This window comes from Ruegeria sp. S84 (genome assembly GCF_056583445.1).
Window position 1 is genome coordinate 2,860,715 of the sequence record NZ_CM152618.1, and the last position, 14,071, is coordinate 2,874,785.

Sequence of the window (14,071 nt, forward strand, 5' to 3'; positions counted from 1 at the left end):
TGTTTCCTCCCTATTCGCACGTGTCCTGATTTCCAGAAAGATCTTCATGAGCGTCCCGGAGCTTCGCCATCGAGCCCTACGTCAGCAGAGCTTCTATTTTGTCGAGGGTCGCTACACTGACAGCCACACCATCGTTCTTGGCCACCAAACGCTTTGCCTGGCGGCCGTCACCGGGCAAATGTGCGCCGTTCTGAGATCGGATCGCTTCGACAAGATCGACAATTCTGGAAGAAAATGCGTCATCCGCAGTCGCAGAAGCGTCAATTGCAATAAAGAACTGGCCTGTTTTCGGAGGCCCACCGGCGGTTCCCGAAAAAGGTGAGGCGTGTATCCCAAGCGTGGCACCGGTCAGCGCTGCAGCCAAAACCTCGGTCATCAGGGCAACGCCAACCCCTTTGTACCCACCCGATGGGGCCATGGAACCCTTAAGCCCAACATTCGGGTCGGTCGTAGGGTTGCCATCTGCGTCCAACGCCCAGCCAACCGGGATTGGTTTGCCTTCGCGCGCGTGTTTCATGACCTCGCTTTTTGCGATGGTGCTGGCACTTTGATCGATCAGTAATGCGGGTTGGCCATCGTTTCCGGGGACTGCAATTGAGAACGGATTGGTCCCGACCACGGGCTTGGCACCCCCGGACGGCGCGATGGAGGCGGGCGCGTTGGTGAACCCAAGCCCCACAAAACCAGCCTGTGCCAGCCGGTAGGTGTGATACCCCAGCACGCCACAGTTATAGCTGTTGCAGATCGCCAACTCCGCAACGCCCTGCGTGCGCGCCGCAGCGATCAATGCCTCGAACCCAACGTCGATCGCCGTGTGGGCGAACCCGGTTGCCGCGTCGACCGTCACTACGCCGGGGCGCGGCTGGGACAGCTGAGGGGTGGCCTGCCCATCTACCTTGCCGCACTGAACATGTTCGCAATAGATCGGGATATAGGCCAGACCATGGCTCGCTACCCCGTCCGCCTCGGTTGCGGCGGTTGCAATTGCCAATGGGCGCGCGTTTTCTTCGCTGGTGCCCGCGGACACCAACGCACGGAAAGAAAGATCCTCGATTTCAGCTAGGCTAAGGGTACGGGTTTCGATCATGTCGCTCTCTCATTCAGTCATTGTCGGACAGGCCAGCGCCGGCGCCCAACAGTCGGGATTCTTCGGTAGCAGGCGCGTAGGTGCGATGGGCAAATCGGTTGAGGGTGTCCCAGCAAACCGGGTCCGGGGTTGCGCGGGTCACGTGCGGTCGAGGGGTGGTAAGTTGGCCGCCCAGCGTGATCTGGGTGTGATCAGAAAACGATGGCCAATCCTGCCCCGCCTCCAGACGACCGCCATCCGTTGCGGCCCTGAACAGATCGCACGTATGCGTGATCACGTTATTCTGGGCGCGTGCCGCCGAGGCTACGAAGGGCAGCAGAAAAACAGGTACTGCGAGCTTCTGGATACGTATGGGACCTGCGTGCAGCAGGTCAGACCGATCAGACAGCAAAGCGCCCGTGATGATCGGGCAAAGCACACCTTGCCCCGCCCAAGCCGACCGCATCTCAACCGGGCGGTGATTCTTGAGCGAGGCTGCCAGACCTTGCTCCAACAATTGCGCAAGGGAATTCGTGCCATCAATCCCGTGCGCGCATAGCCAACGTGTGGCTTTGCCCGCCTCTTCCGCCAGTCCCCAGGGGTATCCGGCTCCGCGCGCGGCGCGTTTGGCCGTGGCTTCGATCTCGTTCAGCGATACGTTCACGGTGCAAGCTCCGGATAGACCCACAGATCGGCAGTCTTGCTGCTTAACTCTTCGGGATAAGGCGCGCCAGCATACATGCAGATACGCACCCAGCGGTCTGAACGAGGATCGAAATGCGTGGCGCCAAAGAACGAGAGTTTGGCACGCAGCATGTCGATCGGCAGAACATCCGCGCTGATCGTGTTGTCGCGAATTTCGCCGTAAGGCGCGACGCGGCTCATTTGCGCGCGACGGATCGTGTGGCGGTGTTCAGGGTGTTCAAGTAGGAACTCGGCGATGGGTGCACCATCCGCCCATTCCGAAAGCGCGCTTTCGGCCAGAGCCGCGTCGCGCGCCGGGGCAAGCGGCTGTTCGTAGTCTGCAATCGGTTCGTCAAACCGCTCACCCAGCCGGGGCTCGAGCTTTTCCTCGGACACATACCAAGCGCGCGCGCAGTGTTCGGGCGCGTTCCAGTCCAGATCCATTGCCCAGCCAAAGCTGGCGCGGATCAGGTCGCGCACCGCGCCAACGGTCATCGTGCCATCAATCACATGCGCCGCACCGTTGCTGTCTGCCATACAGCTGGTCAGCCCATCGACCAGTTCTCCGTAGGGTTCAAGGATCAGCGAGGCCAGCAACTCCTGCCCTTCTTCGCTGAGCGCAGCCTGAGACCACTTTATCAAGTGGTCCCAGGGCTGATTGCCCGTCAGATCGGTCTTGTCGAGATAGTCCGATATTGCGCACAAGTCAGCATTCAGCGCCGCGAGCTTTTCGATCTGGATTGGATGTTCGGACTTCCACCACGAGATCGACAATTTGCTACGGGCGAAGATGTCGCGAAACTTGGCCGCTTCTGCCTCTGTTGCGGTCTCAATGGACCGAACCCGCGAGATCGCCTCTTCCCGGACCATGATCCAGTTGTTGAACAGGATCGGGTGATTGACGATGAAAGGCGCCATACCTAGCCCGGTCGAATTGCCGATGCCCAGCCAACGCGCGATTTCCGGGTTCAACTCTGCGGTCTGGTCGCCACCCTTGGTGCGGGCCATATGTTGCACCAGATCGCGCACGAAGGTCCGCGTCAGATAGACCGAAAGCATCTCGGCCTGAAACGGCGCGCTGACTTCGTCTCGGTCTGCAATCCTCTCACGATCTGCCGCGCCGAACTTGCCCGAGCCATAGACGGCGGTTGTCCGCATCAGGTAACCGACCTTGTAAATCTGTTCGAGGTCGGGCTGCTGACCGGTGGCAAGACTATCCACGACATGTGCCCACAGACGCACCGAGCGGTTGGCGCGTGACAAGGACAGCTCGCTTTCGCTTACACGCCCGGCCTCTTGCAGAGGTACGTTTTGCGAAAGCCGCTCAATGTCTTCCGGGTCAGGAATTCCGTCAAACAACGCAAAGGTCGCGTCCCATGCCTCGGCGATCACACGATCCGAGCGTTGCTCGGGTGGCAGATCATGGGCAAACGCCACCAACGAATAAGCGCGTTCCGGACCTTGTGCGGTGTAGACCGCGTGACCGACGCCCTTTTCATCAATCTGGAAGACTGGGCGGGTGACCGTCCAGTTTTCGGCAGCCATCCGACGGATCAATTGCCGCATGAAACTAAGACGGCATTGATGCAACGATCCCAAACGGGACAGGCGCATCACAGTGGCCGGGTCGCGGCGTGCGATTTGCGGGCTTTGGTCCATCATATGCCTTGTGGCCCAAAATTATTGGCAAAGAAGCGGTACCAGTTGCCGCCCATGATCCCCGCGACCTCGTCGGAGTTCATGCCAGTGGCGCGCAAGCCGGACTCGATGTTACCGAAGTCGCGATTGTCCCGAAACCAGCCCGGCATTGGCGGGAAACCGGGGGCCGAGGCCGAACCCTCGCCATAGTCGATCTGTTTTGTCCAGCGCCCCACGCGCATCCATTCAACCACACTGTCGGGCTGATCTTGACACAGGTCGGTGCCAATCCCCAGATGCTGGGCACCGTATTTCTCAGCCGTTCGGGCGATCATCTCACAGAAACTCTCCAACGTGCAGTCGGACTTGTCCTTGAGGTGATGAGGATAGACCGAAAAGCCCAGCATCCCACCATTTTCCGTCACCGCCCGGATCACCGCATCGCGCTTGTTGCGCAAAGCAGGTGACCATTCGTGCGGATTGGCATGGGTGATGGCAATGGGGCGCTCGGACAATTCCGCCGCTTCGATGGTCGACCGATCCGCCGAATGGCTCATGTCGACAACAAGGCCCACGCGGTTCATCTCTTTGATCACCTGCTTGCCCATGCGGGTGATGCCGGTGTCTTCGGCCTCGTAACAGCCGGTCGCCAGCAGCGACTGGTTGTTATAGGTCAGCTGCATGAAGCGAGCGCCCAGATCATGCAGAACCTCAACCAGACCGATATCGTCTTCGATCGGGGATGGGTTCTGAAACCCGAAGAACACAGCCGTCCGCCCCGTTTCGCGCGCGATGTCGATGTCGCTGGCCCAACGGCCTTTCATGATCAGGTCCGGGTATTGCTCGAACCAGCGATTCCACTTTTCAAAGTTCAGAACGGTTTCGCGGAAATTCTCATGATAAGCGATGGTGACGTGGATCGCATCCACGCCGCCTTCGCGCAGTTGGCGGAAAATCTTCTCCGACCAGTTGACATATTGCAGCGCGTCGATACGCATCAGACGGGGCCTGCGCTGATATAGGCGGTCTTGACGGTGGTATAGAACTCTGCCGCTGCTTTGCCTTGTTCGCGCGGCCCGTACGAGCTGTCGCCGCGACCGCCAAAGGGTACGTGATAATCGGTGCCTGCCGTAGGCAGATTCACCGTCACCACACCAGTTCGCGCATTGCGGCGGAAATGGGTGGCACGGGCCAGCGATTTAGTCACGATGCCCGAGGTCAGGCCGAAATTGGTGTCGTTCACCACACTCAGCGCCTCGTCATAGCTGCCAACCTTGATGACGCTGGTCAGCGGCGCGAACATTTCCTCGCGGTTTATGCGCATATCGTTGGTGGTGTTCAGGAACACGCCCGGCGACATGTAGAAGCCCTCATGCGGCATCTTTAGGCGCTGTCCGCCGCAGGCCAGTTCGGCCCCTTCAGATTTACCCAGATCGACATAGGCGAGGTTCTCGCCTAGTTGCTGCTGGCTTACGACGGGGCCCATCTGAACACCTTCTTCCAGCGCGTGGCCAACTTTCATCGCCTGCGCGCCTGCGACGAGTTTCTCGACAAAAGCATCATGGATGCCTGCATGCACCACCAGCCGCGACGAGGCGGTGCATTTCTGACCGGTGCCGCCGAATGCGCCGCCCAATGCCAGCGAAACCGCAAGATCCAAATCCGCGTCGTCCATCACGGCCAGCGCGTTCTTGGACCCCATCTCCATCTGAACTTTGGTCAGGTTCTGGATCGCCGCCGCCGCGATGCCCTTGCCGACCGGAACCGAACCGGTGAAGGAAATCGCGTTGACCTTGGGGCTTTCGACCAGACGTTGGCCAATCGAACGGCCCGAACCCATCACCAGGCTGAACAGACCCTTGGGAATGTCCTGACGTTCGATGATCTCGGTCAGGGCCACAGCCGAGGCAGGCGTGATGTTGGCCGGTTTCCACACCACAGCGTTGCCATAGCACAGCGCGGGCGCAATCTTCCAAGAAGCGGTCGCGGTGGGAAAGTTCCACGGGCTGATAATGGCGACAACACCCACCGCTTCGCGGCGCACGTCAATCTCGATGTCGGGGCGAACGGAGTCGGCGTTTTCCCCAATCTGCCGAAGACATTCAGCGGCGTAGTAGGTAAAGAACTGACCCGCTCGATAGACCTCGCCCTTACCTTCGGCCAGCGGTTTGCCCTCTTCCCGGCTGAGCAACGTGCCCAGTTCCTCGGCGCGGGTCATCAGCTCGTTACCGATGGCGTTCAGAACGGCCTGCTTACGTTCCAGCCCATAGGCAGCCCATTCAGCTTGCGCGATACGCGCCTGATCCAGCGTCGCTTCAAGTTGGTCGCTGCTGGCTTGCGCGAACATACCAACCAGGTCAGTCAAATCAGAAGGGTTGCGGTTTTCGATTTCGCTTTCGCCTGCCAGCCATTCGCCAGCGATCAGGTTCAGTTTGGTCACAATGCGCCCCAGAGTCAGAATTCGTTTGTCACAGGATGGATTTTCCGATGCACATCAGTCAAACTCAAATAACTTAAACAAACTTCAAGGAACCTGAAGTTGGCAATCAAGATTGAGATGCTGCGTTGCTTTTGCACGGTGGCCCAGACCGGGAACCTGTCCGAGGCCGCCGACCGCCTTGGTCGAACGCAATCAGCCGTCTCGATGACATTGAAGCAGCTCGAAGACCATCTGGGCAAAAAGCTGTTCGAAGGCGAGCGCAAGAACCAGCTTTCCCCGCTGGGTGAGCAGGTACTCGATCTGGGCTTGCGGCAAGTGCGCCAATTCGATCAGACTGTCCAGAATATCGAGGCCGCCGCGCTGGCTGAACAGGGATTGATCCGGATCGTATCCGTCCCTTCGGTTGGCGCGTTGATCTTTCCACCACTATTGCACCACATGAGCAGCGAATCCCCCGGGGTGAAGATCGAGCTGCGCGACACCGACACGCAGCAGGTGTTGGATGCCATCGCTCAGGATCAGGCAGATATCGGAATCGCATCCGGGTATCACGCCCTTAACGGCATCCAAACCATTCCGCTATTTCAGGACTCCTTTGGATTGGTCGCGGCCTCGGATCATCCTCTGATCACACGCGCTGAACCGCTGACTATCCCCGACATGGCCACCGCGCCCTTTGTCCGAAACATGTTATGCGATCTGATTCAAACGCCGGCTTTCCATACGGCAATCAAAAACGCCGAGATCACAATTCACAACACGCATTCACTTATCACACTAGTGCGATCGGGCGAGTGGATCACGGTGCTTCCTCAAACCGTTGCCGAATTCTTGCCGGAGGCGGTGTCTTACCGCCCGATCACGGACCTTCACGACAAAAGGCAAGTGTATCTCTATGTCCGCGAGCGTTCGCGCTTCCAAGATCTGACCGAGCAGTGTTGCGCGTTCATCCTATCCCGTGATTTCGCGTGAGGGAGGGGGTCGATTAGACCTTTCGCCTTCAACCGCCCCTGAGACGCTGCATCAGATAAACCTCGGCACCTTCCGGAATCGGCTCAGACAGTCCGGTCGCGATGATGCGCCCGTCCAACGCCACCGAGACCCCAGCATCGATCGGTGCCTGCAGCCGGGGATGTATACGCACCAGTTCCTGCAGCAATTCGCCCGTGGTGGCGGCCTCAACCTCGACCACCTCGCGACCCCCGGTCAAAGACCGGAGGCTAGACCAGAGGTGGACCTCAACCATTGTCCTTGAGCGCGGCAAGAATGCGCGGCGGGGACATTGGCAGTTGCTTCAGGCGTACACCGGCCGCGTTGGAGACCGCGTTGGCGATGGCGGCCAACGGCGGCACGATGCCGGTCTCTCCCACACCACGCACACCGAACGGGTGGCCGGGGTTGGGCACTTCGATAATCACCGTGTCGATCATCGGCAGATCGCTGGCGACCGGGATGCGGTAATCGAGGAAAATCGAGTTCTGCAAGCGGCCATCCTCACCATAGATATATTCCTCGTTCAGCGCCCAGCCGATGCCCTGCGCAGCTCCGCCCTGATACTGGCCTTCGACATAGGTCGGGTGGATCGCCTTGCCCGCGTCCTGAATGACCGTGTAGCGGGTGATGCTGGTCTTGCCGGTTTCCGGGTCGACCTCGGCATCCACGATATGGGTGCCAAAGGATACACCCGCGCCTTCCGGCGTAGCCTCGAAATGGCCCGAGATCGGGCCGCCGGTCGCGCCCATATGGGCGGTGATATCGGCCAGCGGGCGCGGATCGAAGTCACCGGCATTGGGGCCTGAGGGCACGGCACAACCGTTCTCCCATTTCACCGCATCAACCGGAATTCCCCAACTGGCCGCTGCGCGGGCACATAGCTGCTCGACCGCATGGCGCGCCGCCTTGATTGTCGCCAGACCCGAGGCATAGGTCACGCGACTGCCATGGCTTACGTCATTGTAACCCAGCGTTGCCGTATCGGCGACGGTCACGCGGATATTCTCGTAGGGGATACCCAGAACTTCAGCTGCCATCAGAGCCATTGACGCGCGTGATCCGCCGATATCCGGCGTACCGACCATGACTTGGGCCGAGCCGTCCTCGGACAGCGCTAGAGATACCGAGGTCTCACCACCATGGTTGAACCAGAACCCACAGGAAATCCCGCGCCCTTGCCCCGGCTTCAACGGGGCCGAGTAATGCGGATGCGCCTTGGCGGCCTCAAGCGTTTCGACAAGACCTATACGCTCATAGGTCGGGCCATAGCTGGCTTTGGTGCCTTCATGCGCGGCGTTTTTTAGGCGCACATCCACCGGGTCGAGGCCGAGTTGATTGCACAGCTCATCCAGAACGGATTCGACCGCAAACGCACCCATCGGAGCGCCTGGCGCGCGATAGGCGGCCTGTTTCGGGCGGTTGGCCATTACGTCATAACCGACCTGGCGAACGTTGGTCAGGTTGTAGGGCGCAAAGGCACACATGGCGGTCATGTCGCCCGGCGCACCCGGGAAGGCACCGCCCTGCAGGCGGAAGATGCCTTCGGCTGCTGTGATGGTGCCGTCCTTCTTCATACCGATCTTGATATCCATCGACGCCGATGAGGTCGGGCCGGTCGCACGGAACACCTCGGACCGGGTCATCACGATCTTTACGGGGCGGTTGGCCTTGCGGCTGAGCGCCAACGCAACCGGTTCGATGAACACAGTGGTCTTACCACCAAAGCCGCCCCCGATCTCAGACGCGGTCACACGCAGTTGTGAGGTTTCGATGCCCAGCAACGCCGCGCAGGTTTTCTGTGCGATCCAATGGCCCTGGGTGGTGCACCAAAGCTCACCTTTGCCGTCAGTACCCAGAGACCCCATGCAGGCATGAGGTTCAATGTAACCCTGATGGGTTGCCTCGGTAACGAAGCTGTCCTCAATTACCAGATCCGCCTCGGCAAATCCGGCTTCGACATCTCCGTGGCCGCTTTCGTGATAGCGCACCACGTTGGGGTGCATCCCCTCAGGCACCGAATAATCTGCCGCACCTTCGCGGATGACAGGCGCGTCCGGTGCCATCGCCTTGTCCACATCTGTGACGTGGGGCAAAACTTCATATTCAACCTCGATCAGCTTCAGCGCATCGCGCGCCGCCAAGGCTGATGTCGCTGCAACTGCTGCAATCGCGTGGCCGTCATACAGAGCCTTTTCGCCCGCCATGACATTTTCCAGCACGTTCCAGAATTCGCCTTCCAGCCCCGGCTTGAAGGGGACATCGGCGAAATCGGCGCGGGTAACAACGGCTTTGACGTCTTTGTGGGCCTCGGCCTTTGAAGCATCAATCTTGACGATCCGCGCATGGGCATGGGGTGAACGCAGGATAGCGCCATGCAACATGCCGGGGGCTGAGATATCCGCACCGAACTTGGCGCGGCCCGTCACCTTGTCCAGACCGTCAGGGCGGTCAGGGCGGGTGCCGACAAACGTGAAGTCAGATTTGCGATCGTCCAGTGCCATTACGAAGCCTCCCGCATCTCAGCCGCCGTATCCATCACGGCGCGAATGATTTTGTCATAGCCGGTGCAGCGGCAGAGATTGCCTGCCAGCCAGTACCGGGTTTCCTCTTCGGTGGGATTGGGGTTCTTTTCCAGCAGCGACTTGGCCGCCACCAGAATGCCCGGGGTACAGATGCCGCATTGCAGGGCGGCAAACTCGATCATCTTCTTTTGCAGCGGATGCAGGACGTCGCCGTCCGCGATCCCTTCAACCGTTTCGATCTGCTTGCCTTCAGCCTCGACGCCCAACATCAGGCATGAACACACAAGACGGCCATCGACGCTGACCGAACAAGCGCCGCAATCGCCGGTGCCGCAGCCCTCTTTCGCGCCGGTCAGGTTCAGCTTGTCGCGCAGACAGTCCAGCAGGGTTTCGCGTGGGTCGCAGAGGTATTCAACCGCGTCCCCATTCACGGTGGTAGATACGTGGAACTTACTCATACGTCTTCTCCCTTTGCGCGGGCATAGGCGATTTTTGCGGCGCGCTTGGCCAGAACGCCAGCAACTTCGGTGCGGAATGCAATAGTGCCGCGTTTGTCATCAATGGGATTGCAGGCAGCCGAGGCCGCTGCAGCGAGCGCGTCCAGCGCCGCGTCATCCAACGTGCTGCCGATAATCGCTTTCGCACAGTCTTCCACCAGCAGTACGGTCGGCGCGACAGCGCCCAGCGAGACACGCGCTTCGGTGATGGTATCACCATCCAGCCGCAAGCTTACGCCCACACCAACCACCGCGATATCCATCTCGGTGCGCGGGATAAAGCGCAGATAGGCGTCACCCGCGTTGTCGCCACGCGCTGGAATGTTGACCGCCGAGATCAGTTCGCCTTTGGCCAGTGAGGTCTTTCCAGGTCCCGTCGGGATGTCTTCGACCGCCACCTCTCGTGTGCCGTCCGGGCCAGTCACGGTAACCGTAACGCCTGCCGCAACCATCGCTGGCACCGAATCCGCCGCCGGAGAGCCATTGCACAGATTCCCGGTCAGCGTCGCACGCCCCTGTACCTGAGCCGATCCAATCAGGTCCATCGCCTCGACCACACCCGGCCAATCGCGGCCCAACGCGGCGTGCTCGCTCATCTCGGCACCGGTCGCGGCGACGCCCAGAGTCCAGCTGCCATCGGCATTGCGGGTAATTTCGCTAACGCCGTCGATCTTCTTGATGTCGATCAGCGTATCGGGCGTCACCAATTCCGAGCGCAACTGCACCAGCACATCGGTGCCGCCTGCCAGAAACCGAGTGATGCCCGTTGCATTTGCGGCCAGAGCCGACGCCTCGGCAAAGCTGGCGGGGCTGTGATAATCCATGAAAGTACCTCGCACCTGTTGATCAGGATAGACTGGGGTTCGCCGGGGACGTTAGTGCAGCAAGTCGGCGGCGTCCATGGCTGGAACGACCAATTTTTGGGATTCAAAATGTCGTTTTATCGAGAGCAATCACAGATCGATCTCGATCACCCCGTCTGCCCGGGCCGCCCGGCTTTGGCACAGTATGATCGCACCTTCGCGTTGTTTTTTGGACAAAACGAAATCGCGGTGTTCGATATCACCTGAAATCACGTCACATTTGCAGACCCCGCAGATCCCATCAGCGCATTTCACATCCACGTGAAAGCCCGCCTCATTAAGTACCTGCGCCGCATCTTTGTCAGCGGGTACAGTCAACTCCCGACCCGATTTCGCCAATTTCAGAGTGAACGGATGGTTCTCATATTCGGGCTGTTCCGGCACCGAGAAATATTCGAGATGCCGTGCACCTTCCGGAAACCCCTGCCGTTCGGCTGCGTGAATGACGCCGTCCATATAGCGGTCAGGGCCGCAGGTATAAACGTGCCATCCGTCCTGATATCCTTCCAGAACAGCCTCCAGATCGGCCCGCGTGCCCTCGTCCGAGAAGTGATAGTGCACGTGATCGGCCCATGGCACAGCCGCCAGATCATCCAGATATCCGGCACCTGCTCGTGTGCTGGCGGAATAGTGAAGCTCGAACGGTTTGCCCATCGCATGTAATCGGTGGGCAAAAGCAATCATCGGTGTGATGCCAATACCGCCGCCCATCAGAAAGGTTTTGGTTGCAGTCTCGTCCAGCTCAAAATGGTTTATCGGCTTTGAGATGAAGACCTTGCGCCCTTCGTTGAAGATGCGATGCAGCAAGGCCGAGCCGCCGCGCCCCTCATCCTCGCGCAGCACGCCGATCTGATAAGTGTTGCGGTCGGAGGGATCGCCCGACATCGAGTACTGCCGCAGGAATTCGGGCGAAACCAGCACGTCCAGATGCGCGCCCGCAGTCCATTTCGGTAAGGGCGCACCGTCGAGGGTTGAGAACTCGTACTTGGTGACATCCGAGGTCATCTTGTCGACCTTGGTTAGTTCCACCCGCATCACCGGGGCGTCCCCTGCGACCTGATAACGGTGGATCACAGACATATCGCCTGCCGCTTTGCGCGCTTTGTAGTCTTCAGCTGTGACCATCGCCTCATAGGCGGCAATTCCGGCTTCCCGGTCCATGTTGAAGGGATAGGGCCATGGGTGCGGAGCGAGCGGAGCGGGGTAGACAGCAAGCGTCTGATCCTCGTACTTCAAATCGAGGTCTTTTTGCAGGTCCCGCCGGTTCAATGGGTGCTGTGACGGGCGATAGGCTCCGTCGGCTTCCAGTTCGATATCCCACCACCATTTCTTGATGTCATTCAGACCACCATTGCCGACCGCATCATCCAGTTTGGCCAATGCAGGCGCGGCCTGCGGAATATTCATCGCGGCCCATCGGAACGGGCGTTCCTTGAATATACCTTCGAGATTCCACGGGCAGGTCTTCATGCATCGTCCGCACATCGCCCCCCCGGGCGTGGTGATACGGTAAGTGGCGCATTTCTGGCTGTCGGATTTCCAGATTTCATAGCCGTTGAACATCAGCTTTGGCCCGGCAGTGATCGCGCCCGAAGGGCATTCCCGAGCGCATTTGTTGCAGCTTTCGCAAAACGTCTGAAGGCCGAAATCGATGGGTTTGTCATGCGACATCGGCATGTCGGTTGTCACGACACCGGATTTCAGGCGCGGGCCAAGATAGGGGTTCAGGATCACCTCACCGATCCGACTGACCTCCCCCAACCCCGACAACAGCAGCAGCGGCGGTTGCAGCACCTCGCCATCCATCACCGTATGCGCCTTGGCCTTGTAGCCGAGATTTCGGATTTGCTGCGCGATCACGCCCCCCAGCAGTGAAAACCGCAGATAGGCGCGCATGGATTGGGCCACGCTGATCCAGTCATCCCCGCTGGCGCCTTCCATCGTCTCATAGCCCTGGTCGATGATCATGCTGATCGCCTGATCATGGGGCGGAACGATTTCTTCTCCGGTGGCGTCATGGGAATACCAGCTCCACTCGGGGCACCGGCTGAGCCCGACCGCATCGACCCCAAGGAAATAGGTTGCAGCCTTGATATTCGCGGCATTTCTTTCGGTATCTGTGGGCTGTACAGCCTCGGCGCTGTCACCGTCCTGCAGCAAAACAAATGCGCCCAGCGCGCGGCGTTGGGCGAAGCTGGGGGCGGATTTGCGCACGTAATGCCCGCCCTTGGTCGCGTCTTGCAGCGACTTACCCATGTCGCCGAACTGAGCCCGCGCAAACATGTCTGCGCGTTTGGGCACCCGGGCTACGTTTTGCTCGTCGATATAGGTGGTCGGTGTTTCGACTCGTTTGAGGTTTTCAAAAGGATGTGCCCCGTCCACATAGCGCCGCTTGGCATAGGCATCCCGGTTCAGAGCGTTCTTGGCGAAGCCTGCACCCAGCCACCATGCAGGTCCTTGCGTGCGGAACCACGGTTGTTCGGCCAGCGGTCGCAAGGGTCGGTCATGCGCGATCTCCATTTCGGTGGTCACAGCGGCCAATCCGAACCGCTTACCCAACCAAGGCACCACAACCGCACCATCCTCAACCGAGGCCAGACCCGCAGCAACTGCCAGCTTGCCCAGATCAACCTCAGAGGACATCGCCGAATGCGCCCGCGCATCGAAACCCAGGAGGCGGATGTAGTTGGCAATGACCACAGCATTCTCGGTGGCAAGCAAACAGGCGCGGTGATCCTGCGCATCCATGATCCAATCGGACCCGGGCTCCGAGGGGTCCGGATCGCGGTTGAACTCATAGAGAAACACGAGCGTATGGCGATGACGGTCCATCGGGCGTGGCGCGGCCTCCATGCTTTCTTTTAGATCCGCCATGATCACATCGATGCCCGAGGCCAGCGTTTTGGTTTGCCGCGTCCTAAGCGCATGTGCCAGCCGGTCGATATCCGGGTTGCGCCGAGGCTCAGCCAACATCGCCTCCGCGGGTAGCGGCCCGCAGCCCATCATCGACGCATCGTTGAAATAGCCAAACGCTTTCAGATGATTGGCACGATCTGCTGGGTTGGCAGGAATTTCCGATGCGACGGGGTTCACAAATCCATCCCGAATTGCGTCCATCATCGCCTGAAACTCGCCCATCGCATTCACGATGCTTTCGGGCTGCTCGGGCCTGCGAAAGCTAAGCGCACACATCGGTTCGACCTGCGCCAGATCAGGCATCCGATCCAGCCGCGCCAGCCGTTCCAGCGGGAACGGACCCATGTGAACAGGTCTGTTCTTGTCCGAGAAAAAGCGGATCCCCATCGCGCGCCTCCAGTTAGCTGCCCTTTCCCCTACCCCGGCATGGACACCAAATCCATTCATGAATA

The 14,071-nt window shown here is 59.7% G+C and carries 11 protein-coding genes; 1 reads left to right on the forward strand and 10 read right to left on the reverse strand.

What is annotated here, in order from left to right:
- Positions 1–76 precede the first annotated feature (76 nt).
- Genes AC1DFB_RS14445 through AC1DFB_RS14465 form a run of 5 tightly spaced genes read right to left on the reverse strand, consistent with a single transcriptional unit; the run spans position 77 to position 5,828 of the window.
- On the reverse strand, positions 77–1,087 hold the full coding sequence (locus AC1DFB_RS14445) for an Ldh family oxidoreductase (RefSeq protein WP_480921536.1): 1,011 nt from the start codon (positions 1,085–1,087) through the stop codon (positions 77–79).
- Between the two features lie 13 nt (positions 1,088–1,100).
- Positions 1,101–1,730, reverse strand: a complete 630-nt coding sequence (locus AC1DFB_RS14450; protein WP_480921537.1) for a DUF3726 domain-containing protein — start codon at positions 1,728–1,730, stop codon at positions 1,101–1,103.
- The gene (locus AC1DFB_RS14455) at positions 1,727–3,409 is read right to left on the reverse strand and encodes a hypothetical protein (protein ID WP_480921538.1); all 1,683 of its coding nucleotides are present in this window, start codon (positions 3,407–3,409) and stop codon (positions 1,727–1,729) included. The genes AC1DFB_RS14450 and AC1DFB_RS14455 overlap by 4 nt, the downstream gene beginning before the upstream one ends.
- A complete protein-coding gene (locus AC1DFB_RS14460) occupies positions 3,409–4,386 on the reverse strand; it encodes a membrane dipeptidase (protein ID WP_480921539.1) in 978 nt (325 codons plus the stop codon). The genes AC1DFB_RS14455 and AC1DFB_RS14460 overlap by 1 nt, the downstream gene beginning before the upstream one ends.
- Positions 4,386–5,828 (reverse strand): aldehyde dehydrogenase family protein, encoded by a 1,443-nt coding sequence (locus AC1DFB_RS14465; protein ID WP_480921540.1) that lies wholly within the window; start codon positions 5,826–5,828, stop codon positions 4,386–4,388. Before AC1DFB_RS14465 ends, AC1DFB_RS14460 begins: the two co-directional genes overlap by 1 nt.
- A 99-nt stretch (positions 5,829–5,927) precedes the next feature.
- Here AC1DFB_RS14465 and AC1DFB_RS14470 point away from each other — a divergent pair, with 99 nt between their 5' ends.
- The gene (locus AC1DFB_RS14470) at positions 5,928–6,800 is read left to right on the forward strand and encodes a LysR family transcriptional regulator (protein ID WP_170408214.1); all 873 of its coding nucleotides are present in this window, start codon (positions 5,928–5,930) and stop codon (positions 6,798–6,800) included.
- 28 nt (positions 6,801–6,828) lie between these two features.
- Here the strand turns inward: AC1DFB_RS14470 and AC1DFB_RS14475 are convergent, their stop codons facing one another.
- The 5 genes from AC1DFB_RS14475 to AC1DFB_RS14495 all read right to left on the reverse strand — a co-directional run bounded on the left by AC1DFB_RS14475 (position 6,829) and on the right by AC1DFB_RS14495 (position 14,006).
- On the reverse strand, positions 6,829–7,020 hold the full coding sequence (locus tag AC1DFB_RS14475) for a MoaD/ThiS family protein (protein WP_480921541.1): 192 nt from the start codon (positions 7,018–7,020) through the stop codon (positions 6,829–6,831).
- 46 nt (positions 7,021–7,066) lie between these two features.
- Positions 7,067–9,322 (reverse strand): xanthine dehydrogenase family protein molybdopterin-binding subunit, encoded by a 2,256-nt coding sequence (locus tag AC1DFB_RS14480; RefSeq protein ID WP_480921542.1) that lies wholly within the window; start codon positions 9,320–9,322, stop codon positions 7,067–7,069.
- Positions 9,322–9,801, reverse strand: a complete 480-nt coding sequence (locus AC1DFB_RS14485; RefSeq protein ID WP_170637063.1) for a (2Fe-2S)-binding protein — start codon at positions 9,799–9,801, stop codon at positions 9,322–9,324. Before AC1DFB_RS14485 ends, AC1DFB_RS14480 begins: the two co-directional genes overlap by 1 nt.
- Positions 9,798–10,664: an FAD binding domain-containing protein gene (locus tag AC1DFB_RS14490; RefSeq protein WP_480921543.1), complete on the reverse strand. Its 867-nt coding sequence runs from the start codon at positions 10,662–10,664 to the stop codon at positions 9,798–9,800. Before AC1DFB_RS14490 ends, AC1DFB_RS14485 begins: the two co-directional genes overlap by 4 nt.
- A 129-nt stretch (positions 10,665–10,793) precedes the next feature.
- Positions 10,794–14,006 carry a reductive dehalogenase gene (locus AC1DFB_RS14495; protein ID WP_480921544.1) on the reverse strand — a complete coding sequence of 1,071 codons (3,213 nt, stop codon included), beginning with the start codon at positions 14,004–14,006 and terminating at the stop codon, positions 10,794–10,796.
- Positions 14,007–14,071: the final 65 nt, after the last annotated feature.